This window comes from Bradyrhizobium sp. 604_D8_N2_3, from assembly GCF_051810765.1.
In the GTDB taxonomy this organism is placed as follows: domain Bacteria; phylum Pseudomonadota; class Alphaproteobacteria; order Rhizobiales; family Xanthobacteraceae; genus Bradyrhizobium; species Bradyrhizobium barranii.
Genome location: NZ_JBPWPM010000001.1, coordinates 7,259,494 through 7,280,042, shown reverse-complemented (window position 1 = coordinate 7,280,042; position 20,549 = coordinate 7,259,494). Strand labels below are relative to the sequence as shown.

At 64.0% G+C, this 20,549-nt stretch carries 22 protein-coding genes; 10 read left to right on the top strand and 12 right to left on the bottom strand.

Annotated features, from left to right (window positions below):
- Positions 1-86: 86 nt before the first annotated feature.
- Together AB7245_RS34925 and AB7245_RS34920 are read right to left on the bottom strand one after the other, a co-directional pair.
- Positions 87-848 (bottom strand): ABC transporter permease, encoded by a 762-nt coding sequence (locus tag AB7245_RS34925; protein WP_028147642.1) that lies wholly within the window; start codon positions 846-848, stop codon positions 87-89.
- Positions 845-1,768, bottom strand: a complete 924-nt coding sequence (locus tag AB7245_RS34920; RefSeq protein WP_028147643.1) for an ABC transporter ATP-binding protein — start codon at positions 1,766-1,768, stop codon at positions 845-847. The genes AB7245_RS34925 and AB7245_RS34920 overlap by 4 nt, the downstream gene beginning before the upstream one ends.
- A 288-nt stretch (positions 1,769-2,056) precedes the next feature.
- Here AB7245_RS34920 and AB7245_RS34915 point away from each other — a divergent pair, with 288 nt between their 5' ends.
- A complete protein-coding gene (locus tag AB7245_RS34915) occupies positions 2,057-2,785 on the top strand; it encodes a hypothetical protein (protein WP_085399514.1) in 729 nt (242 codons plus the stop codon).
- A 35-nt stretch (positions 2,786-2,820) separates the two neighbouring features.
- Here the strand turns inward: AB7245_RS34915 and AB7245_RS34910 are convergent, their stop codons facing one another.
- Together AB7245_RS34910 and AB7245_RS34905 are read right to left on the bottom strand one after the other, a co-directional pair.
- Positions 2,821-3,999, bottom strand: coding sequence for a cytochrome P450 (locus AB7245_RS34910; protein ID WP_085399513.1), 1,179 nt, complete (start codon positions 3,997-3,999; stop codon positions 2,821-2,823).
- Positions 4,000-4,015: 16 nt separating this feature from the next.
- The gene (locus AB7245_RS34905; protein WP_085399512.1) at positions 4,016-5,224 is read right to left on the bottom strand and encodes an ABC transporter substrate-binding protein; all 1,209 of its coding nucleotides are present in this window, start codon (positions 5,222-5,224) and stop codon (positions 4,016-4,018) included.
- Between the two features lie 104 nt (positions 5,225-5,328).
- Here AB7245_RS34905 and AB7245_RS34900 point away from each other — a divergent pair, with 104 nt between their 5' ends.
- Entirely contained in the window at positions 5,329-5,808 is a 480-nt protein-coding gene (locus tag AB7245_RS34900) for a MarR family winged helix-turn-helix transcriptional regulator (protein WP_085399511.1), read from the top strand.
- 9 nt (positions 5,809-5,817) lie between these two features.
- Here the strand turns inward: AB7245_RS34900 and AB7245_RS34895 are convergent, their stop codons facing one another.
- A complete protein-coding gene (locus tag AB7245_RS34895) occupies positions 5,818-6,489 on the bottom strand; it encodes a TetR/AcrR family transcriptional regulator (RefSeq protein ID WP_085399510.1) in 672 nt (223 codons plus the stop codon).
- 178 nt (positions 6,490-6,667) lie between these two features.
- Here AB7245_RS34895 and AB7245_RS34890 point away from each other — a divergent pair, with 178 nt between their 5' ends.
- From AB7245_RS34890 to AB7245_RS34880, 3 genes are all read left to right on the top strand, one after another.
- Positions 6,668-7,531 (top strand): DUF3313 domain-containing protein, encoded by an 864-nt coding sequence (locus AB7245_RS34890; RefSeq protein ID WP_439035776.1) that lies wholly within the window; start codon positions 6,668-6,670, stop codon positions 7,529-7,531.
- A gap of 62 nt (positions 7,532-7,593) precedes the next feature.
- Positions 7,594-7,848: a hypothetical protein gene (locus AB7245_RS34885; protein WP_085399508.1), complete on the top strand. Its 255-nt coding sequence runs from the start codon at positions 7,594-7,596 to the stop codon at positions 7,846-7,848.
- 585 nt (positions 7,849-8,433) lie between these two features.
- Entirely contained in the window at positions 8,434-9,381 is a 948-nt protein-coding gene (locus AB7245_RS34880; RefSeq protein WP_085399507.1) for a LysM peptidoglycan-binding domain-containing protein, read from the top strand.
- A 55-nt stretch (positions 9,382-9,436) separates the two neighbouring features.
- On the opposite strand, the gene AB7245_RS34875 is transcribed toward AB7245_RS34880, so the two are convergent.
- Together AB7245_RS34875 and AB7245_RS34870 are read right to left on the bottom strand one after the other, a co-directional pair.
- Positions 9,437-10,510 (bottom strand): tartrate dehydrogenase, encoded by a 1,074-nt coding sequence (locus AB7245_RS34875; protein WP_085399506.1) that lies wholly within the window; start codon positions 10,508-10,510, stop codon positions 9,437-9,439.
- 21 nt (positions 10,511-10,531) lie between these two features.
- Entirely contained in the window at positions 10,532-11,830 is a 1,299-nt protein-coding gene (locus AB7245_RS34870; RefSeq protein WP_085399526.1) for an MFS transporter, read from the bottom strand.
- A 156-nt stretch (positions 11,831-11,986) separates the two neighbouring features.
- Here AB7245_RS34870 and AB7245_RS34865 point away from each other — a divergent pair, with 156 nt between their 5' ends.
- Together AB7245_RS34865 and AB7245_RS34860 are read left to right on the top strand one after the other, a co-directional pair.
- Complete coding sequence (locus AB7245_RS34865) at positions 11,987-12,904, top strand: LysR family transcriptional regulator (RefSeq protein ID WP_085399505.1); 918 nt, start codon at positions 11,987-11,989, stop codon at positions 12,902-12,904.
- 38 nt (positions 12,905-12,942) lie between these two features.
- A complete protein-coding gene (locus AB7245_RS34860; protein ID WP_085399504.1) occupies positions 12,943-13,767 on the top strand; it encodes an aspartate dehydrogenase in 825 nt (274 codons plus the stop codon).
- Positions 13,768-13,770: 3 nt separating this feature from the next.
- On the opposite strand, the gene AB7245_RS34855 is transcribed toward AB7245_RS34860, so the two are convergent.
- The gene (locus AB7245_RS34855) at positions 13,771-15,075 is read right to left on the bottom strand and encodes a PQQ-dependent sugar dehydrogenase (RefSeq protein ID WP_085399503.1); all 1,305 of its coding nucleotides are present in this window, start codon (positions 15,073-15,075) and stop codon (positions 13,771-13,773) included.
- A 478-nt stretch (positions 15,076-15,553) separates the two neighbouring features.
- Between AB7245_RS34855 and AB7245_RS34850 the strand changes: the two genes are divergently transcribed.
- The 3 genes from AB7245_RS34850 (at position 15,554) to AB7245_RS34840 (ending at position 17,018) form a co-directional block, all read left to right on the top strand.
- The gene (locus tag AB7245_RS34850) at positions 15,554-15,988 is read left to right on the top strand and encodes a hypothetical protein (protein ID WP_244623074.1); all 435 of its coding nucleotides are present in this window, start codon (positions 15,554-15,556) and stop codon (positions 15,986-15,988) included.
- Between the two features lie 323 nt (positions 15,989-16,311).
- Positions 16,312-16,518, top strand: a complete 207-nt coding sequence (locus AB7245_RS34845; protein ID WP_028147657.1) for a hypothetical protein — start codon at positions 16,312-16,314, stop codon at positions 16,516-16,518.
- A 293-nt stretch (positions 16,519-16,811) separates the two neighbouring features.
- The gene (locus AB7245_RS34840) at positions 16,812-17,018 is read left to right on the top strand and encodes a DUF2934 domain-containing protein (protein WP_135214115.1); all 207 of its coding nucleotides are present in this window, start codon (positions 16,812-16,814) and stop codon (positions 17,016-17,018) included.
- A gap of 524 nt (positions 17,019-17,542) precedes the next feature.
- Here AB7245_RS34840 and AB7245_RS34835 read toward each other — a convergent pair.
- The 4 genes from AB7245_RS34835 to AB7245_RS34820 all read right to left on the bottom strand — a co-directional run bounded on the left by AB7245_RS34835 (position 17,543) and on the right by AB7245_RS34820 (position 20,407).
- Positions 17,543-17,920 carry a hypothetical protein gene (locus tag AB7245_RS34835; protein ID WP_085399501.1) on the bottom strand — a complete coding sequence of 126 codons (378 nt, stop codon included), beginning with the start codon at positions 17,918-17,920 and terminating at the stop codon, positions 17,543-17,545.
- Positions 17,921-18,154: 234 nt separating this feature from the next.
- On the bottom strand, positions 18,155-18,781 hold the full coding sequence (locus AB7245_RS34830) for a methyltransferase family protein (RefSeq protein ID WP_063981571.1): 627 nt from the start codon (positions 18,779-18,781) through the stop codon (positions 18,155-18,157).
- Positions 18,782-18,809: 28 nt separating this feature from the next.
- Entirely contained in the window at positions 18,810-19,841 is a 1,032-nt protein-coding gene (locus AB7245_RS34825) for an NAD-dependent epimerase/dehydratase family protein (protein WP_085399500.1), read from the bottom strand.
- A gap of 29 nt (positions 19,842-19,870) precedes the next feature.
- Positions 19,871-20,407: an Mpo1 family 2-hydroxy fatty acid dioxygenase gene (locus AB7245_RS34820; RefSeq protein WP_085399499.1), complete on the bottom strand. Its 537-nt coding sequence runs from the start codon at positions 20,405-20,407 to the stop codon at positions 19,871-19,873.
- Positions 20,408-20,549: the final 142 nt, after the last annotated feature.

Sequence of the window (20,549 nt, the reverse complement as noted above, 5' to 3'; positions counted from 1 at the left end):
AGCGAAGCGCAATCCGGGGCCGCTGGTGCGTGAGGTGACGCTCGTCCCGGATTTCGCTGCGCTCCATCCGGGCTACGGATCTGCGGTCAGTTCTTCAGCCGGTAGCCCGTGCGGAAAATCCACCAGATCACGGCGAGGCAGATCACCAGGAACGCCGTCGTCATGCAGATGCTGACGGACACGCTGACATCCGCAATCTCGTAGAAGCTCCAGCGGAAGCCCGAGATCAGATAGACGACCGGGTTCAGCAGCGCCACGGTGCGCCAGCCTGCCGGCAGCATGTCGATGGAATAGAAGCTGCCGCCGAGGAAGGTCAGCGGCGTCACCACCAGCATCGGGATCATCTGGAGCTTTTCGAAGCCGTCGGCCCAGATGCCGATGATGAAGCCGAACAGGCTGAACGTCACTGCCGTCAGCACCAGGAAGGTCAGCATCCAGACCGGATGATGGATGTGCAGCGGCACGAACAGGCCGGCAGTGGCGAGAATGATCAGGCCGAGAATGATCGACTTCGTCGCGGCGGCGCCGACATAGCCGAGCACGATCTCGCCATAGGAAATTGGCGCTGACAGGATTTCGTAGATCGTGCCGGTGAATTTCGGAAAGTAGATGCCGAAGGAAGCGTTGGCGATGCTCTGTGTCAGCACCGAGAGCATGATCAGGCCCGGCACGATGAAGGTGCCGTAGCTGACGCCCTCGACCTGGCTGATGCGCGAGCCGATCGCGGCACCGAACACCACGAAATAGAGCGAGGTCGAGACGACAGGCGAGACGATGCTTTGCAGCAGCGTACGCCAGGTGCGCGCCATTTCGAACAGATAGATGGCGCGGATGGCGCGATGATTCATGACGTCCTCACGAGGTCGACGAAGATGTCCTCGAGCGACGATTGCGTCGTGTCGAGATCGTTGAAGCGGATGCCGGCGTTGCGGAGGTCGCTGAGCAGGCTGGTGATGCCGGTGCGCTCGCCCTTGGTGTCGTAGTCGTAGACGAGCGTCGCGCCGCCGTCGCAGACGTCGAGTTCGTAATGGCTGAGGCTGTCCGGCAGCGTCGTGACCTTGCCCTGCAGATGCAGCGTCAACCGCTTCTTGCCGAGCTTCTCCATCAACGTCGCCTTGTCCTCGACCAGCACGATCTCGCCCTTGTTGATGACGCCGATGCGGTCGGCCATCTCCTCGGCTTCCTCGATGTAATGCGTGGTCAGGATGATGGTGACGCCGGATTGCTGCAGGGTGCGCACCACCTCCCACATGCCCTTGCGCAGCTCGACGTCGACGCCGGCGGTCGGCTCGTCCAGGAACAGGATCTGCGGCTCGTGCGACAGCGCCTTCGCGATCATCACGCGGCGCTTCATGCCGCCGGAGAGCGTGATGATCTTGTTGTCCTTCTTGTCCCAGAGCGAGAGGTCCTTCAGCACCTTCTCGATATGGGCGGGGTTCTTCGGCTTGCCGAACAGGCCGCGGGAGAAGCTCACCGTCGCCCACACGCTCTCGAAGGCGTCGGTGTGCAATTCCTGGGGCACGAGGCCGATCAGCGAGCGGGCCTTGCGGTACGAGGTCTGGATGTTCTCGCCGCCGACGAGGACCGTGCCTTCGCTTGGGTTGGCGATGCCGCAGATGATCGAGATCAGCGTGGTCTTGCCGGCGCCGTTGGGGCCGAGCAGCGCGAAAATCTCGCCGCGCTTGATGTCGAGATTGACGTTCTTGAGCGCCTTGAAGCCGGACCCATAGGTCTTCGACAAATTGGCGACGGAAATGATGGAGGACATGATGGCCGCAGGGCTGAAAGGTAAAGACTGGGGAGGGGAGGCTGGAACCGTCCGGGAGGAGGTCAGCGGAGCCCTGAAATAGGAATGCACTTGCCCGGCCGCAATTGGCCGGAGAAAAATGGTCTCAAAACAGTCCCTTCGGTGGCAGGTTCCGGGCAAGTGTTGCGCGAGGGTCACGGCTTGTGGCTAAGATTGCCGCTCACGCGCCTCTTTGTTGCGTCTGCGAGCAGGCCGTGGCTACGATTCCGGCCAATCGCAAAGCGTATCGTCCCCAGGGAAAACATCGAGATGAGACCGAACGGCCGTCACACCGCCGGCGCCAGCCAGTTGCCCGCCCTCCGTGTGTGGGCGATCTGCCTGCTCCTGCTGTCAGCTGTTGCCATTAGCCCGTCCACCGCCAGGGCGGCGCCGAGCCAGTCCGCGGCCGCGACCACCCATGTCTACCTGCTCCGCGGCGTGCTCAACATCTTCTCGCTCGGGCTCGATACGATCGGCTCCCGCCTCCAGGCGCAGGGCGTCCAGGTGACCGTCGCGAACTTCGTGTCCTGGTCCTCGCTCGCTGATGAGGCCGCGGCCAACTACAGGGCCGGTCGGGTCAAGACCATTGTCCTGGTCGGCCATTCCTCCGGCGCGACCGCGCTGCCCGACATGATCGCCAAGCTCAACCAGCTCGGCGTGCCCGTGAAGCTAGCGATCGGCCTCGATTCCGTATTCAAGACCAGGCTGTCGACCGGCGCCGAACGCTACATCAACATCTATATCGGCGACGGTCCCGGCGAGCCTGTGCGCGCTGCGGCTGGTCTCCGCGGCAAGCTCGACAATGTCGACGTCCGCGGCACCGGCGTCGGCCACATCTCGATCGACAAGAACGAGGCGATCCAGCGCCGCGTCATCGGCGAGATCGACGCCGCCATCTTGCGCTCGCGCGCCCCGGCAGGTCCGGTCGCCGAACCCGGCGCACCCAGGGCCCCGCGGCAGGCACGCTCCGCGGCGGCAACGGCGCCGGCCAGGAACTGAGGGCGCGTCGCGCCCGCAGCACCGCGTGATGCCGCCTAAGCGGCGGTCACGCGGACCGGGATGCTCTCCAGTCCGCGCAGGGAATTGTTGAGCCTGCGTTTCGGCTCTGCCGTGAGCTCGATGGTCTTCACGCGCCTTGCAAGCTCGCCGAAGATCAATTCGCCTTCCAGACGTGCAATCATCTGGCCGACACAGGCGTGAATGCCGGCGCCGAAGCCGACATGTCCGGTCGCACTCCGTTCGACATCGAAGCGGTCGGGTTTGTCCCAGCGCGCCGGATCGCGGTTGGCGGAGGCCATGAACAGCAGCACCTTGCGGTGCGCGGGGATCACGCCGTCGCCGATCTCGACGTCGCGCGAGGTGGTGCGAAAGAACGTCTGCACCGGTGAGTCGTAGCGTAACCCCTCCTCGAAGGCGTTGCGCGCCAGTTCCGGCTTGTGGTGCAGCTTGCGATATTCATCCGGATGCGTGGCGAGTGCCAGCAGGGTATTCCCGATGCCATTGACGGTGGTGTCGATCCCGGCGGTGAGGAACGGCCGCACCAGGTGCGTTGCTTCGTGCTCGGTGATCTCGCCGTCGTCGGCCGCCTGGTAGATCATCATGCCCAGCCCGTCGGGCTGCAACGCGTCCCGGGCGCAGCATTCCATGATCCAGCTCTGAGCGGCGAGGCCCGCCTTGCGCGATGCGGCCAGCATTACGTTCTCCGGGCCAAAGCTGTCGAACACGAACGTGCTCCAGGCCAGCAGCTTCTCGCGGCCGTCAGGCCGGATGCCGATCGCATCCGGAAACACTTTCATGGGATAGGCCTCCGCAAGATCGGCCACGGCATCGAAGGTGCCCTTGTCGATCAGCTCCGAGACCTTCTTCTCCGCTTCTAGCTGAAACGTCTCGCGCAGCTTCCTTGCGACGCCCGGTGACAGGGTGCGGCCGAGGACGCGGCGGCCCTTGTCATGATCGGGAGGATCGATCTGGAGTGTCAGCGGTTTCGGCAGGGCAGGATTCATCCCGTGAAGCCCGACACCCTCGCCGCTGATGAACGTCTTCCAGTCCTTCAGGGCCGGCTCGACTTCGGCATAGCCTGCCATGGCCCACACGCCATACCGCTCCAGCGCGAACGCAGGCCCGAGCGCGCGCAGCGCTTCATAGGCGGGATAGGGGTCCATCAGGAAGTCAGGCGCGAACGGGTCGATCGGACTGGATGCAATGCCGCTCATGGTCAGCTCCCGGCCGTTATTGCGTGGTCAGCGGACACTTGCCTTCGCTCTCCGCGCGGAATGCGTCCTCGCCCTTGATCGTGGCGACGACCTTCAGCAGGTCCCAGGCCGAATTCGACTCCTCGGGCGCCTTGACCTGGAGCAAATAGAGCGGGTGGATCTTGCGTCCGTCCTTGCGGATGTAGCCCTTGCCGAACAGCGGATCGTCCGTCGGCATCTCCTTCATCGCGGTGACGACGGCCTTGCCGTCCTTGGCGCCGCCGACCTTGTCGACCGCCTTGAGGTAGTGAATGACCGAGGCATAGACGCCGGCCTGCATGTCGTTGGGATAAGCCTTCGAGGGAATGCGCTCGGCGAAGCGTTTGGCGAAAGCCCGCGTGCCGTCGTTCAGATCCCAGTAGAACGGGTTCATGATCTGCGCGCTCTGCGCAAACTTCAGTCCGAGTGAGGGAAGGCCGTTCATCCCCAGGATCAATCCGACCAGCTTGTGGTCCTTGGTCAGCCCGAACTCGGCGGCCTGCTTCATCGAGGTGATGGTATCGTCGCCGGCATTGGCGAAGCCGACGACGTTCGCGCCCGAAGCCTGGGCCTGGAGCAGGAAGGAGGCGTAGTCAGCCGTTCCCAGCGGATGCCGCACGCTGCCGAGCACCTCGCCGCCGGACGCTTTCACGGCCTCCGCGGCCTGCTTCTCCAGATCGTGACCGAACGCGTAGTCGGCGGTGATGAAGAACCACTTCTTGCCGCCCTGCTGCACGATCGCCTTGCCGAGGCCGCGCCCGTAGGCATAGGTGTCGTAGGTCCAGTGCACGGTGTTGGGCGTGCATTTTTCGCCGGTCAACAGAACCGTGCCAGCGCCCGATCCGACGAAGACCTTGTTCTTCTCGGCGCTCATGCCGGCGACAGCGAGCGCGATCGACGAGTTGGGGATGTCGAAGATCGCGTCGACGCCGTCATTCTCGTACCAGCGTCTGGCGATGCCGATCCCGATGTCGGTCTTGTTCTGATGGTCGGCCGCGACGACCTCGACAGGCTTGCCGGCGGCCTTGCCGCCATAATCCTCGACCGCCATTTTTGCGGCGACGACCGAGCCGATCCCCTGATAGCTCGCGAACGGACCGGATTGGTCGTTCAGGATGCCGATCTTCACGGCATCCTGGGCAAAGCCCGGCGCGGCAACCAGCATCGAGGCCAAAATGCACAATTTGTGCAGGAATTTGCTGTTCATTGTGTCCCTCCCATGCGCGGTCTTGGTGCCGCTAAATAATAGTTATATTTTATAGCTATTTTTGAGAGTGTCAATTCGGCTTTGGCCGCCGCGGATTGAGGATCATGAGTTCGAAAACCGTAAGACCCGGGTTGAAGTCCGATCAGCAGCCGGAGAAATCGCTGGACCTGCGCGCGCTCCGGCGGACGCCCGGCTTCATGCTGCGCCTCGCGCAGTTGAAGTTTTTCGAAGGCTTTTACGAGGAGTTCGCCGCGTTGGGCCTGACGCCGGCGACCTATGCGATCTTCGCCGTCATTCGTGACAATCCCGGCGTGCCGCCGAGCAGCCTCGCCAGCCTGCTTCGGCTGCGCCTGCCGAACCTGATCAAGATCCTGAACGAGCTCGAATCGTCCGGCTTCATCAAGCGCAACCGCTCGAAGGCGGATCGTCGCGCCGTCGAGCTGATGCTGACGCCGAAGGGCGCAAAGCTCATTGCCGAGGGGGCAAGGCTGACAGAGCCCTATAACGAAAAGATGCTGGTCCCGCTCAGCGCGGCCGAGCAGCGCACGCTGCTGGAATTGCTGAACCGGCTCCTGCCGCTCTAGGGTCGGGCTCTATCGCTTCCTGACCAGCTTCAGGGGACGACCGGTCTTCTGAATGCGGGGCTTGATCGCAGCGCTCTGTGCGTCGGGCGGGTTCAGGAAGCGCGCGAGCATCGTTCTCAGATGCTCTACGCTCTGCTTGATATCCAGCTTCGGATTGCGGATCGGCATGGCGCGGGATCCGTCGACGAGGGCGATCAGGATGTTTGCCGTCGCGTCCGGATCTAACCCAGGATCCACCCGTCCCTGCTGCTGCGCGCGGCGCAGGAAGTCGCTCCACATGCGGCGGACCGCCGCGGTGTGGCGTTCGATGATCGCAGCGAATTCAGGATTGCGGGCGGCCTCCGCGAGACCATCCAGATTGAGGATCTGGGCGGGACGAAACCGCAGGCTGGTTTCCTCGATATCGACGAGCAGTGCCTCGATCACGTCGGTGGCCGCGAGAATCTTTTCAAACCGCTCGGCCGACCGCGCGAGACCGAGGTCGATCATCGCCTCGATGATCGCCTCCTTGCTCGCGAAGTAGTGATAGAGGTGGCCCGGACTGATGCCGGCTTCGGTACAGATATCTGTCGTGCTGGCGCCGCGGAAGCCGTCCCGGATGAAGCAGCGGATCGCCGCGCCGAGGATTTCCCCGCGCTTCTGCTCATGCTTAACGGGGTCGACTTTCCTCAAACCGGACATCTCCACTCACACTCGCCCCGTTTAGCACGACGGTTCGCCACGAGAAAATCAAAATTAGAGAGTTCCATCTATTTATGTTGACGGATGTTGCGAGGCGTGAGAAGTGATTATTAGAGCGATCTCTCTAATAAACTGCCGATGCGGGAATGGGACCATGCGCTTTCCACGGACGGCCCTGATGGGTGCCGCGCTTGCGCTCGGAGGGTGTGCGACCGCGCCGCTCGAACAGGCCGGCTCGCTCAGGAGCTACGACCGGATGTCGGAAGCGAACGGGCTGGTGACGCGATCGAAAATCCGCGTGAACAAGCAGGATGTCCTGGCGGCGAAGACGATCCGGATCGCATCGACCGTCTTTCCCGCGCGCACGGATGTCGTCTTGAACGAAAAGGAACGTCGCCTGGTTGCGAACGCCATCAGCCGCGAGCTGTGTCTCCGCTTGAGCGAGCGCTTCCGTATCGTCTCATCCGATGACGATGCCGATCTCACGGTGCAGGCGACCGTGACACATGCCGCGCCGACCAGCCCGACCGCCTCCGGCGCATCGAAGGCCCTGTCGATTGCCAAGACCGTTGCGCTGCCCGGCGTGCCTGTACCGGTGCCGAGGCTTCCGGTCGGGCTCGGCAGCCTGTCGGTCGAGGCGGAGGCGCGCGATTTTGCAGGATTTCAGAAGGCGGCCATGGTCTGGGCGCGCGGCGCCAACTCGATTACCAACTCTCCGCGGGTCGCCAATGAGGGCGATGCCTACGATCTCGCCGCCGATTTCGGCACGGACTTCGCAAAACTGGTTACGACCGGAGAATCGCCGTTCGGCGGCATCCCTGCGCTGCCGCCGATGGACAGCATTCCCGTGCGCCTCGGCGGTGCACCCAAATACGTCGCCTGCGAAGCGTTCGGACGGTTTCCCTGCATCACCGGCATCGCGGGGCAGGGGCTCGGCCTGCCGCCGGCCTGGACCGATTCCGGCGCCAAGGAGAGCCCGGCCAACAATCCGGCCCCGCCGCCTGTGCCCGGAGCGAATTCAGATCAGGCGCTGACACAGTGATGCGGCCGCGCGCCCCGCAACATCCGAGCCCGACATATTGGTAGCCGATCAGAGTCAATGACATGCTGACATCCGGAATAACTCGCCTTTCCCAACGCGCTTTGCGCCAAAGCGCAGCACGCGACGATGCGCGCGCGAGCAGCGTTCCCCTGTTCACGGCCGATGAGGCGTGGAGCCGGACGAATGCAGATCGGCGTGCAGTCGACGAGAGGGATGACCAGGACTCGATGCTCGAGCCCGGCTTCTGGATGACGGCCCTGGTCGCGTTCCTGCCCACGGTCGCCGGCTGCCTCTATCTCGTCCTGACCCAGGGATGAGGCGCGCAGCGAGCGCGGCACTGGGGACAAGCGATGCATTCACGATATGAGTTGGCGTGCGGCCAGCGAAGGTCCGTCTTCGGCCGCCGCAGTTCTCTGGCGGCCTTGTCCGCCATCTTGACGCTGCTGCTGGCGGGATGCGCGTCGAGCGGGAATTTGCCTCCTGTCTATCATCCTCCGCGTCCGCCTGGTGCCAAGGCGGTGCAGGAGGGCGTCAGGAAGGCAGCCGCCGAAGTCAAGCTGACCGGGGGACTCGAGACATCCGCCGTCCGCCCTACTGACCACGGGCCGGGGGCGTATTTCGTCTGCCTGAGGCAGGGCGCTGGTCCGTCTGACAGACACCCCGCCTATTCGGTCTTTTTCGACGATGACGCCTACAAGGGAGTCCAGAGCTCGGTGATCCTTGATACCTGCGAAGCCCAGCCATGGATTCCCTTCAATTGATGCCGGGGATGTAAGGGGCAGGATGAGAACCTCGACCGACGGGCGTCACGGGCCCGGTTCCGTGCCCCAAAATCCACCCAATCGGTGGTCACTAAGCCCGCGGAGGAGGCCTTTGCCTCCCATGGTGGGACTGCTGGACGGATGATCGATTTGAGGCGGCTAGTCGTGCTGGCAGCGGTTGCGCTGCTCGCCCTAGGCACCGGCATGGCCGCTGCCTCACCTGCGAAGCCGAAGCGCCCCGCGGTCACGACCGCTGCGCCGCCGCCTCCCGCTCCGCCGGTCGAGCCGCTGCCGCCGCCAAAGATCTACCTGTTCCGCGGCGCCATGGGGCCGATCTTCTCGACCGGCATGGACCGGCTCAGCGAAAAGCTGACGAAGGCCGGCTTCTCGGCCGACGTCTATGAATTCACCATCTGCCGATGGATCGGCGATCGTGTCATCTCCAGCTACAAGGAGAGCCCGGCGCCGATCGTGCTGATCGGCCACTCCATGGGCGGGCTGTGCTCGGTCGTGATCTCCGAGATGGCGGCCAAGGAGAACATCCGGATCAGCCTCGTCATCGCCATCGATTCCGCGCATGCGACCGGCGACGTGCCGCTCAATGTCGAGCGCTTCATCAACATCTTCCTCTCCGACAGCGTGCTCGGCGGCGGCGACGTCGTGGCCGTGCCCGGCTATCGGGGCCATTACGCGAGCTACGACCTCAAGGAGAACAGCCGCGTCTCGCACATCAACATCGAGAAGTCGGACGACATCCATCGCCAGATCATCGAGATGGTGACGCAGCTGCCACGCATCCCCGCGCAGAGCCAGGCCGATGCGGTACCGTTGCGCTATCTCGTGCCGCCGAACACGCCGGTGGAATTGTGGGACAGCGGCGTGCGGGTGCCGGTGCGCGCGGGCGACACCATGGAGAGCATCGCCGCCGCCCGCCGCGTGCCGCTGTGGACGCTGGCGCAGAGCAATTCGCTGGCGGAGAACGCGACCCTCACCCCCGGCCAGTCCATCATCGTCCCGCGCCATCTGACGCCGCCCGAGCCTGTGGCCGCGATGGCGGCGCCGGCGCCTCCGCCGCAAGGGCGGAAGTAGTTGATCCACAACTCGTCATGGCCGGGACAAGCCCGGCCATGACGTCGGGTAGCGATTACACGTTCGTCCCGTGGATCGCGTCGATAACGGCGTCCGTGACTTCCTTCGTCGTCGCCTTGCCGCCGACATCGGGCGTCAGCACGCCGGCCGCGCAGACGCGCTCGACCGCCGACATCAGCCGTATTGCCGCGTCCTTCTCGCCGAGATGCTCCAGCATCTGGGCACCGGTCCAGAAGGTCGCGACCGGGTTGGCGATGCCCTTGCCGGTGATGTCGAACGCAGAGCCGTGGATCGGCTCGAACATCGAGGGGAAGCGGCGCTGCGGGTCGATGTTGCCGGTCGGCGCGACGCCGAGGCTGCCGGCGAGTGCGCCGGCAAGATCGGAGAGGATGTCGGCGTGGAGGTTGGTCGCAACGATCGTGTCGAGGCTCTTCGGATGCAGCGTCATGCGCACCGTCATGGCGTCGACCAGCATCTTGTCCCAGGTCACATCGGGGAATTCGGTCGCGACTTCGGCTGCGATCTCGTCCCACATCACCATGCCATGGCGCTGCGCGTTCGACTTGGTCACCACGGTCAGGAATTTGCGCGGCCGCGACTGCGCGAGCTGGAAGGCGTAGCGCATGATGCGGGTGACGCCGACGCGGGTGAACACCGCGACCTCGGTGCCGACCTCTTCCGGCAGGCCCTTGTGGGCACGGCCGCCCATGCCGGCATATTCGCCTTCCGAGTTCTCGCGCACGATCACCCAGTCGAGATCGCCAATGCCGACATTGCGCAACGGCGAGGCGACGCCGGGCAGGATCTTGGTCGGCCGCACATTGGCGTATTGATCAAAGCCCTGGCAGATCGGCAGGCGCAGGCCCCACAGCGTGATGTGATCGGGCACGTCGGGCGCACCGACTGCGCCGAAATAGATCGCGTCGAACTTCTTCAATTCGGTGAGCCCGTCGGCCGGCATCATCACGCCGTGCTTCTTGTAATAGTCCGAGCCCCAGTCGAACGTCTTGACGTTGAAGGCGAGGTCGCCGCTGCGTTTTGCCAGAGCCTCCAGCACGCGGACGCCGGCCGAGATGACCTCGGGGCCGATGCCGTCGGCCGGAATTGCTGCGATCGAATGAGTGCGCATGAAGATGCTCCGTTTGAGATGTCAGTGGGATTGCGGGACGGGTTCGACGGGCGCGGTCTGCGCGCGCGACAATAGCAGGGTCAGGACCGCCGAGAGAACGAGCAGGCCGCTGACGAAATAGAGTCCGCCGACAAAACTGCCGGTCTGGTCCTTGATCCAGCCGATCATGGCCGGACCAACGAAGCCGCCGAGATTGCCGATCGAGTTGATGGTGGCGATCCCGGCCGCGGCCGCGGGGCCGGACAGGAACAGCGTCGGCATGCTCCACAGTGGCGGCTTGGCCGAAGAGATGCCGATGTTCACCAGCGTCAGCGCGACCAGCACAGCGACGACGCCGGTCGCAAGGCCGGCATAGGCGAGCCCCACGGCCGCGAGCAGGCAGGCGAGCACGACGTGCCAGGTGCGCTCGCCGGTGCGGTCCGAATGCCGCGCCCACAGCACCATGGCGACGACGGCGGCGGTTGCCGGCAGTGCATTGAGGAAGCCGACCTGGAGCGTGGACAGGCCGAACTGCTTGATGATCTGCGGCGCCCAGACGCCGAGCGTGTAGAGGCCTGCCGAGGTGCCGAAATAGATGAGCGCGAGCGCCAGCACGCGCGGATCGGCGAGCCCGCGCCAGATGCTGTGGCTCGCGGTCGCGGCCTTGCTCGTGGTTTCCGCATTCATGACGTCGACCAGCCATCGCCGCTCGTCGTCCGCGAGCCATTTTGCCTTTTCCGGGCGGTCGGTGAGGAATGCCAGCACAACGAAGCCAAGCAGCACGGCCGGCAGTGCCTCCAGCACGAACAGCCATTGCCAGCCCTTGAAGCCGAACAGGCCATCCATTTCCAGCAGCGCGCCGGAGACGGGCGATCCGAGTACGGTCGACAGCGGCGCCGCCGCCATGAACAGCGCGGTCACCGCGGCGCGCTGGCGCGCCGGGAACCAGTAGGAGAGATAGAGGATGATGCCGGGGAAGAAGCCGGCTTCGGCGACGCCGAGCAGGAAGCGCAGCACATAGAAGCTGGTCGGGCCCTGCACGAACGCCATCGCGGCCGACACGAGGCCCCAGGTGATCATCACCCGCGCGATCCAGATCCGCGCGCCGACCTTGTGCAGGATGATGTTGGAGGGCACCTCGAACAGGAAATAGCCCCAGAAGAAGATGCCGGCGCCGAAACCGTAGACGGTGGGCGACAGGCCGATGTCCTTGTTCATCGTCAGCGAGGCAAAGCCGATATTGACGCGGTCGATGAAGGCCACGAAGTACAGCAGCATGATGAAGGGAACGATGCGCCAAGTGATCTTGCGCAGCACGCGCGTCTGAATCTCGCTCGCCACCCTGGCCTCCTCGAGTTCCGGCTTGTTGTTGTATCGGCGGACCCTGAGGTCCACGCCGGCAACGAGCCTAGGCGGGGGAAGGAGGCATACTCAATTGGCGCTGGTTTATACAAAAAAATGATATAATCCTCGCCTGGCGAGACGAGAGGACCTTGGATGGAATTGCATCAGTTGCGATGCTTCGTGGCGGCGGCCGAGCAGCTGCATTTCGGCCATGCGGCGCAGCAGCTCCAGATGCTGCCCTCCGCGCTCGGCCGGCAGATCAGGCTGCTGGAAGAAGATCTGGGAACGCGGCTGTTCGCACGGACCACGCGCGCGGTGTCGCTGACGGAAGACGGTTCGACGCTGCTGCGCGATGCCCGCGCCATCCTCGCCAAGGTCGAGGCGGTCGAGAATAATCTGCGCAACCGCTCGCGCGCGGGCGCCGCGCGGCGGCTGCGGGTCGGCGCCATCGACAGCGCGGCGGCGGGATTGCTGCCGCCGCTCTTGCGCGATTTCCGCGACAAGCATCCCGAGATCGCGGTGCAGCTGCTCGAAGACAAGACCGTCCGGCTGCTGCCGAAGATTTTGACCGGTGCGCTCGATCTCGCCTTCGTCCGCCCGCCCGACAGTGCGGACAAGCGGCTCGAATTCCGCGATCTGCTCCAGGAGACCGCGATCGTCGCGTTTCCGCAGCGCCACCCGCTCGCCGAGCGCAAGTCGATCACGCTGGCGCAGATCGCCGACGAGGCGATGCTGGTGCCGGACCGCCGCTCGCGGCCGCACAGCCATGACCTCACCATCAAGCTGTTCGAGCAGGCCGGGCTGACGCCGCGCATCGTGCAGGTCGCCGACGAGAAGCAGACCATCATCCATCTGGTGGCAACGAAGCTCGGTGTTGCGATCGTGCCGCGCTGGACCACGCGGATGGCGGTGACGGGCGTGCGCTTCGTGCCGCTGCGGCCGAAGCAGAGCGGCCCCATCGGCCGGCTGCCGCTTGCCGCCGCATGGCTGCGCGGTTCGCGCGACCCGGCCCGCGATGCCATGCTGGCGGTGCTGGAGGCGCGCCTGCGCAGCTATGCGCGGGAGGCGTGAGCGGCTATGACATGGGCCTGGCGAGAAGGCGGGATGCGATGACTGGACAGAAAGCTTCGAACGAATTGCGGGTTGCCATCGCAGGCCTGGGCTCGATCGGCACCAAGATCGCGTCGGCGCTCGATCAGGGTATCGAGGGGCTGACGCTGTCCGCTGTCGCCGTGCGTGATCCCGCCAAGCATCAGGCGTTTCTGGGCGGCCTGCGTCGTGCGCCATCCGTGCTGCCGATCGATCAGCTCGGTGACGCCGCGGATATCGTGGTCGAATGCGCGCCGAGCAGCCAGTTGCGCGCGATCGTCGAGCCCGCGGTGAAGCGCGGCAGGGCCGCGGTCGTCGTCAGCGTCGGCGGGCTGCTCGACAATTTCGATCTCGTCGATCTTGCCCGCGCCAATGGCGGCCGCATCATCGTGCCGACCGGCGCGCTGATCGGGCTGGACGCCGTCAACGCCGCCGCAATCGGCACCATTCATTCGGTGAAGATGGTGACGCGCAAGCCGATCGACGGTCTGAAGGGCGCGCCCTTCATCGTCGACAACAACATCGATATCGACAATCTGCGCGAGCCGCTCAAACTGTTCGAGGGCACCGCGCGCGAGGCCGCAAAGGGCTTTCCGGCCAATCTCAATGTCGCGGTCGCGCTGTCGCTCGCGGGCGTCGGACCCGACCGCACCTCCGTGCAGATCTGGGCCGATCCGACCGTGACGCGCAACGTTCACCGCATCGAGGTCGAGGCGGATTCGGCGCGCTTCTCGATGTCGATCGAGAACATCCCGTCGGAGAATCCCAAGACGGGCCTGATCACGGCGCTCTCCGTGATCGCGCTGCTACGCAAGCAGCGCGCCACGCTCTGTGTCGGGACGTAACCTCTACGCGCCCGTGACGCGCCAGATCACGTTGCCGACGTCGTCGGCCATCAGCAGCGACTTCTTGTCGGGTCCGATCACGACGCCAACCGGACGGCCGTAGGATTCCTTCTCGTCCGGGGACAGGAAGCCCGACAGGATGTCGCGACCGGGGCCGGAGGGCTTGCCGTTCTCGAACGGGATGAACACCAGTTTGTAGCCCGAGAGAGTGCTGCGATTCCACGAGCCGTGCTGGCCGATCACCATGCCGTCGGGGAAGCCGGGCAGGGTCCCTGCGGGCATCCAGCACAGGCCGAGCGAAGCGGTGTGGCCGCCGAGTGCGTAGTCCGGTTGAAGCGCCTTGGCGACCATCGCGGGATCCTGCGGCACGCGATCGTCGACCGTCTTGCCCCAGTAGCAATAGGGCCAGCCGTAGAAGCCGCCGTCGCGCACCGAGGTGAGATAATCCGGCGGCGTCTCGTCGCCGAGCCCGTCGCGCTCGTTGACGACGGTCCAGAGCACGTTCGTATTGGGCTCCCAGGCAAGACCAACAGGATTGCGCAGGCCCGCACCAAAAATGCGATGCGTGCCGGCGGCGAGATCGAGCTCATAGACCGCGGCGCGGCCTTCCTCGACCTCCATGCCCATCTCGGCGATGTTACTGAGCGAGCCGACACCGGCATAGAGCTTCTTGCCGTCGGGACTTGCAAGCAGGCTGCGCGTCCAGTGGCCGCTCGGCTTGAACGTCGTGAGCCGCTTGCCCGGTGCGGTGATGCGGTCGGCATTGGCGACATAGGGGAAGGCCATCACGCCGTCGGTGTTGCCGACATAGAATGTGTTGCCGACCAGCGCCATGCCGAAGGGCTGGCTGAGGTTCTCCATGAAGGCGCCGCGCACTTCGGCGACGCCGTCGCCGTCCTTGTCGCGCAGCAGCGTGATGCGGTTGGCGCTGACGCCGAGCGCTGCGGCGCGCCGCATCGTCGCCTGCATCGCATAGTGAAACACCGACCTCGGCGCGCCCGCGATCTGCGTCGCCTCCGCGATCAGCACGTCACCATTCGGCAGCACCTCGATCCAGCGCGGATGGTCGAGCCCGGCCGCGAACGCATTGACCTTGAGCCCGGGGGCGACCGTCGGCTTGTGGCCCTCGCTCCAGCCCCTGGCCGTCGGCATCTTCAAGGTCGGCAGCGCCCCCTGCGGCTTCGCTTCGGGGATCGCCGGCGCCTGGCCCCAGGCCGGCGCGGGCGCGGTCCCCGACAGCCGCCGCCATTGCAGCGCGGCACCGCCGATCAGCGCGACGAACTGCGCGAAGATGCTGGAAAAGGTCATGGAAATCCCCTGTTGAACGTACGGCACAGTCCAACGACGGATCGCCCAAAGCCCCGCGCGGGCTCAGACCTTATCGTCGACCTCTCCAGATCCACGATGGGATGTCGTCGTGCCTTTTTGCGCGCGCATCCAACTGGGTAGCGGCAAAAAGGTCAACCGTTACGGAACTCGATCAGCGCCTATTCCCGAGGAATGGCAGCCGACCAAATTTGCATGGAGAGGAAAGTCAGCGGCCGATGTGCCGGTCCAGCCGCCGGCGCGAGCCTCTGCTGCTACGCTAGGCACGCCCAAAGAACTGACTGATTTTCGGTGCCATTGCCCGCCGCGCGCCGTTACGACATCTCCAGGCATGCAACTGTTTAACCATCCGTTAACCATAGCTATTCATGATACTGCCCGTGTATGTGTGTTCGCGACGAGCTTGAACTGCATGGCGCAGCGTAGTTCCAGAGCGCCAGTTGGAGGGGATGAGGGCATCTTGAGCTTTCCCTCACCGCTGGCACCAGACAAGGGAGCAACAGCTCTCGATCTGGTATATCAAGCGGCCGATGTCTTCCGCGATATGGAGAAGCACGCCCGCGAGACCGAAGCCCGTGCCCAATCACTTTGCACGAGCGCCATAGAAAGATTGCGGCTGGCCGAAGGGCGAGCGGAGGCCGCCGAGCGGGCACAGCGTGAACTCACCGTAACCACCGAACGTAAGCTGCAAGATGCTTGCCGAGCGCTGGAGCTGGCCCAGTGCTGCATTGAAGCTCAGAAGGATAAGTTGACGGCCGTAGAGCTTCGCGCCGAAGTTGCGGAAGCCGAAGCGCGACAAGCCAAGGAAGCGCTCGCGCTCGTTGAAGAGGCCATTCGCAAGCGTCTGCTTTGCGCAAATCCGCATGCCGATGGCAGGTTGGCAGCGGTAGCCTGATCAATTGCGACTGCAATGGCTCACTGGGGGCTACCGCGCGGACCGGCGCGGCACGGGCGAACTACCCCTGCTGCGAGCCTGGCGGTAGCCACCTCCTTTAGCATTTGAAATCGGGTGGGATTGGGTTCGACCCAAACAGGGGCTGGTGCAGCCTGAGAGGCTCATTTGACTTGCGGGACAAGACGCCGCGTGACCCGCGCGCCAATCCAAATGACAGAGCCAAACGATAACGAACTATTAACCATGTTGAGCTATCTGGAGAATTGGGCATTCGGGGCGCGTGTGCTGGCTTGCGGGCCAGCCGGTAGCGTAGGCGTGGACCCATGGCCCTTGACCCGGAAGAACTCGTCACCCTGACAGATCACGGCTCGATGAAACTGCGCGCGGCAGTATCGCGCGCGATGACGTTGCCACCCAAGGAACGCAAGCGGACGACAATCGTCCGCGAGGGTGAGCCGGCGATCCTGCATTTCGAGCAGATCAAAAACCTTGCGGCGCGGTGGAACGAACGGCTCGCGCCAATCGACTGACTAGTTTCGCTGCGCTGGTGTCAATCGGGCCACGAGCCCCCAAAGAGGCGGCCCGTGCACGGCCTCGTCGACCCTCGGTAAGCATGAGTTTGATGCCGGTCGCCGCATGCGGATTACCGTTCGTTGCGACCTGCGTCCGCGAGCGCTGCCGAGATCTCTCGCAATGAGCGCCGACCGCCCTTTAGCGGCACCCGCGCGACGCTTGGCTTCCGCTGCCCCGTTAAGATTTCATTAACCCTACGAGAGCAAGTCTTTTGGCTGGGGCCGGGCGGATCATTCGCAAGGAAAATCCCATGCCAAATCTGGAAGAGGCAATTCGCGAGCGCGCCTACCACCTCTGGGTCGCCGATGGGCAACCCGACGGAAAGGCGGAAGTCCATTGGAAGCATGCTCAATACGAAATTCTCGAAGCGTCAGTCGCAAACCCTGCTGTGGCTGACATCGCATTGACAAAACCCGCCAGAAGGGTGCGATCCCCGAAAAAGCAAAACTCGCGCTGACGGGTCCAGCGCGAGGACGTGCGCCATTCGCAATTCGGTCGGCGGGCTGCCGGTCGTCGTTAGAAATGACATCCAACGATGCGGGAATTGGCAGCCTCGCTAACCCAAATTTCTTCGAGAGGAACAGACAACAACACCTAGACTATTCGTCGGGTCGGCAGTTCAATTGGCATTGGTTGATCGAGTCGGTTTCTCGCACCATCCAGCGCCGAGAGCGACGAGCGCCGACGTGACCAGAGCCGATGGCAACCAGTGTCCGACGGGACCAGCGTCCATAAGGCCAGCGTCAAGGAGGCCAGGGTCCAGAAGGCCAGCGTAGAGCGAGCATCAACCCTGCAAGCAGCCCGCCAAGTCTGCTCGCAGCCCAACTTGGCAAGACACGGCAAGGCCTTTGCCAGCGAAGAGCCTTTGAGGCTTTTGGGACCATCGGTTACTCCGATGGTCCCTTTTCATTGTGGTGCCATTGGCGCGAGACATCGGGCGGCTGTTGCTTCCGCGTTCACCATGCAATCGAGCGAGGAACGCTATTTGATCGTCGCGTGCACAGTGATTACCGACGTGCCAGAAGCTGTCGGTCCCTGACCCGTCGCTTTGATGGCAAAGGTATCGCTACCCTTATATTTGGCCTTCGCCTTGTATTCGAACGTAGACAGGTTGAGCCTTTTCAGCTTGCCGTGTGACGGCTTTTGAGAGATGTCCGAGCCACTCACCGTGCCGCGTATCTTGATTGGAAATTGGCAACTTCCTCCGGACGTGAGGTCAATGTCGGCCGTCGAGTTCTCGCCCCAATCCGCTAGTGTGCCTGAGATTGAGCATTCAGAAACGGCCGCCGCCCGAGATACAGACAGTAGGCTTGGACAGCTAGCGATGAGCGCCAACGCGGCGACCTTTGACAACTGCATAATCGGCTTCTCCGTAGCGTTGTCAGTTTACGGACATCACTCCTCTGGCACCCCGGCTAGGGCTAGGCGCATGCCCTCGCAGACCCGCTCTCGTCCTGCGAGATATTTCGTATCGTCGCTTGCTTGGCTGACAAGCAAGCGACTGATGGTAAAGCTTGGATCGAGCGCAAGTCCGACACTAGCAGTAACTTCGTGCAGAGAAAGCGGAACGCAGCGACCGCGCCTTCAGGACGCTCACCGCGGCGATAGGAACGGAATGATCATCGGCACGCGGCGGCAATAAGCGCCGTAGGCGTCTTCGCCGAGTTCCTTGGACAGAAACACCTCTTCCATCCGGCCCTTCTGCCACATGCCGAGCGAGATCAGGATGGCGCCGAGGATCGTCGTTACGAGGCCGATCGCGATGCCGGTGACGAGCATGCCTGCAATCAGTCCCGTGTAGATCGGGTGACGCACGATGCCGTAGGGGCCAGTGTCGATAACGCGGTGGTCCTCCTTGTGGGTGATGGTGTTGGACCAGAATTTTCCGAGATGCAGCCGGCCCCACCAGGCGAAGGCGATGCCGGCGGCCGAGAGGACCGCGGCGATGTAGATGCCGGTGTTGCCGAGCACCCAGAGCGGCTTCCAGCCCAGGACCTGTGCAACCCACGGCGTGTACAGGATTCCGCCGACCAGGATCGGCAGGCGATAGCGCTGCGACTCCAGCGTCATGACCTGCTTCTGGGTGCGGCCCTGCCAGAACGAGGCGCCGACCCAGCTGGCGAGAAAGGCGAGCCAGATCAAGGCCAGGAGTTCGGTCGGCCAGGTCGTGGTCCAGCCACCCCAGGCCACGGAGAGAAGCTTGCTGAAATCGAAGGACATGAAGGTTCTTTGCGTTTGGGCGGAGGCCTTAGCTCGCGCGCGAGGAAAGCGCGTGATGCTCGATGGCGCCGGAGGGCCGCTGGCCGTTGCGGGCGAGCAGATGGGTGATGGTTTCGCGCAAGACCGGTTCGATCGGGCGCGGCGCGTAGCCGAGCTCGGTGCGCGCCTTGCCGATCGAGAGGTCGCTCGCGGCAAGCGCGATGCGCACGCCCTCGGCGGTGCCGTTGGGCGGCCGGCGCGTGATGCGATCGGAGATGGATTCGAGCATGATCGCGGAGAGCTCGGCGATCTTGCCGGGCACGACGACCGGGAACTGCCGGCGGCCGCTCATCGCCGACATCATCCGCAGGATGTTGCCGAGCGGGACGCAGTCGCCGCCGAGGATGTAGCGCTGGCCGATGCGGCCGCGCTCCATGGTCAGCACAAGGCCCATCGCGACGTCGCGGACATCGACGAGATTGACCAGGAAGTTGAGATGCGGCTGCACCTTCTTCTGGAGGAAGTACCACAGCATTGCGGTCGGCGGCGTCAGGTTGTGGTCGGCGGCGCCGATCGGCATGGTCGGCGTGCCGATCACGAGCGGAAAGCCCGCGGCCGCCGCCTTCGCGGCGTGGTGCTCGGCGAGCGACTTCGACCGCGTATAGGCGCCGGGCATCGCATCGGCCGGCTGCAGCGCCTCTTCGGCGGCAACGCCGTTGAGGTCGGAATAGGGGAACAGGATCGATTCCGTCGAACAGTGCAGGAAGCGCGACACGCCGCGCTTCATCGCCGCGGCAAGCACGATTTCGGTGCCGCGGCAATTGACGTCGTGGAAGTCCTGCTTGTTGGCGACCCACATGCCGGGCAGGCCGGCGAGGTGATAGACCTGATCGACACCGGCGATCGCCGCGTCCACCGCGGTACCGTCCAGCACCGAGCCGTGGATGTGTTCAACGTCCGCGTTCGCCGCGGCCGGCGCACGGACATCGAGAACGCGTACCCGCTGCCCACGGGCGCGGAGCGCTTCTACGAGATGATGTCCGATGAAGCCGCTGCCACCGGTAACCAGTACGAGAGCCATGCAGAAGGTTTACTGTTTCGCTTCTAGAGCTATCGGGTTGAAAGGGAATTGGTCGGAACAGGCGCCAAAATCGCGGCAAGGTCGCGACGGAAGCCCAGTGCAATGAATAATTTCGCCATGACAAACATCGGTCCAAGCAGGAAATGCGCGGGGTGGTCGACCATCGACGGCTGCCGTTCCTCGAAAACCCTGTGGCCCACGATCTGCGCTGCGACGCCAGATCCGATCAGCAGCGCAAAAATCGACCACATCATGACGATCGAGGCCTGATTGCCGATTGCGGTTGCGACCGAAAGCAGCACGATCATCGCGGCGAGGATGCCGAGCCCAATCCCGGCGTCCAGCATCAGCCAGTAAACCAGCACCGGCAGGGCCGCAACCACGGCCAAGCTCACCTCGATCCCGAAGATGGGAAAACGCACGAGAGTGAGCGGCAGCACGGCGCCGGTGAAGAGCAGGAGGATTCCGACCACGTGCATCGCGCAGTTCCAGGGATCGCGATGATATTCGACGTAATCGGCCAGTTGGCGTTGAAAATAACCAGCCATCTCGGTCTCGTGCAGCATGGGGTCTGGGAAGGGCGAGAACAGGCTATAGCACCTGATAGGGCAGTGCACAAACCGGCTCGCGTGTCGCGCAAAGCATGGCTGTTGCGCTTTCGACAGGCCGCAAAACGGTCGGAACTTCAAAGAGTTCCGTCAGGGGAGG

Bases quoted from the DNA above. Each gene is read 5' to 3' on its own strand.
- AB7245_RS34925 (WP_028147642.1), bottom strand. From the start codon at position 848: ATGAATCATCGCGCCATCCGCGCCATCTATCTGTTCGAAATGGCGCGC.
- AB7245_RS34920 (WP_028147643.1), bottom strand. From the start codon at position 1,768: ATGTCCTCCATCATTTCCGTCGCCAATTTGTCGAAGACCTATGGGTCC.
- AB7245_RS34915 (WP_085399514.1), top strand. From the start codon at position 2,057: ATGAGACCGAACGGCCGTCACACCGCCGGCGCCAGCCAGTTGCCCGCC.
- AB7245_RS34910 (WP_085399513.1), bottom strand. From the start codon at position 3,999: ATGAGCGGCATTGCATCCAGTCCGATCGACCCGTTCGCGCCTGACTTC.
- AB7245_RS34905 (WP_085399512.1), bottom strand. From the start codon at position 5,224: ATGAACAGCAAATTCCTGCACAAATTGTGCATTTTGGCCTCGATGCTG.
- AB7245_RS34900 (WP_085399511.1), top strand. From the start codon at position 5,329: ATGAGTTCGAAAACCGTAAGACCCGGGTTGAAGTCCGATCAGCAGCCG.
- AB7245_RS34895 (WP_085399510.1), bottom strand. From the start codon at position 6,489: ATGTCCGGTTTGAGGAAAGTCGACCCCGTTAAGCATGAGCAGAAGCGC.
- AB7245_RS34890 (WP_439035776.1), top strand. From the start codon at position 6,668: ATGGGTGCCGCGCTTGCGCTCGGAGGGTGTGCGACCGCGCCGCTCGAA.
- AB7245_RS34885 (WP_085399508.1), top strand. From the start codon at position 7,594: ATGCTGACATCCGGAATAACTCGCCTTTCCCAACGCGCTTTGCGCCAA.
- AB7245_RS34880 (WP_085399507.1), top strand. From the start codon at position 8,434: ATGATCGATTTGAGGCGGCTAGTCGTGCTGGCAGCGGTTGCGCTGCTC.
- AB7245_RS34875 (WP_085399506.1), bottom strand. From the start codon at position 10,510: ATGCGCACTCATTCGATCGCAGCAATTCCGGCCGACGGCATCGGCCCC.
- AB7245_RS34865 (WP_085399505.1), top strand. From the start codon at position 11,987: ATGGAATTGCATCAGTTGCGATGCTTCGTGGCGGCGGCCGAGCAGCTG.
- AB7245_RS34860 (WP_085399504.1), top strand. From the start codon at position 12,943: ATGACTGGACAGAAAGCTTCGAACGAATTGCGGGTTGCCATCGCAGGC.
- AB7245_RS34855 (WP_085399503.1), bottom strand. From the start codon at position 15,075: ATGACCTTTTCCAGCATCTTCGCGCAGTTCGTCGCGCTGATCGGCGGT.
- AB7245_RS34845 (WP_028147657.1), top strand. From the start codon at position 16,312: ATGGCCCTTGACCCGGAAGAACTCGTCACCCTGACAGATCACGGCTCG.
- AB7245_RS34840 (WP_135214115.1), top strand. From the start codon at position 16,812: ATGCCAAATCTGGAAGAGGCAATTCGCGAGCGCGCCTACCACCTCTGG.
- AB7245_RS34835 (WP_085399501.1), bottom strand. From the start codon at position 17,920: ATGCAGTTGTCAAAGGTCGCCGCGTTGGCGCTCATCGCTAGCTGTCCA.
- AB7245_RS34830 (WP_063981571.1), bottom strand. From the start codon at position 18,781: ATGTCCTTCGATTTCAGCAAGCTTCTCTCCGTGGCCTGGGGTGGCTGG.
- AB7245_RS34825 (WP_085399500.1), bottom strand. From the start codon at position 19,841: ATGGCTCTCGTACTGGTTACCGGTGGCAGCGGCTTCATCGGACATCAT.
- AB7245_RS34820 (WP_085399499.1), bottom strand. From the start codon at position 20,407: ATGCTGCACGAGACCGAGATGGCTGGTTATTTTCAACGCCAACTGGCC.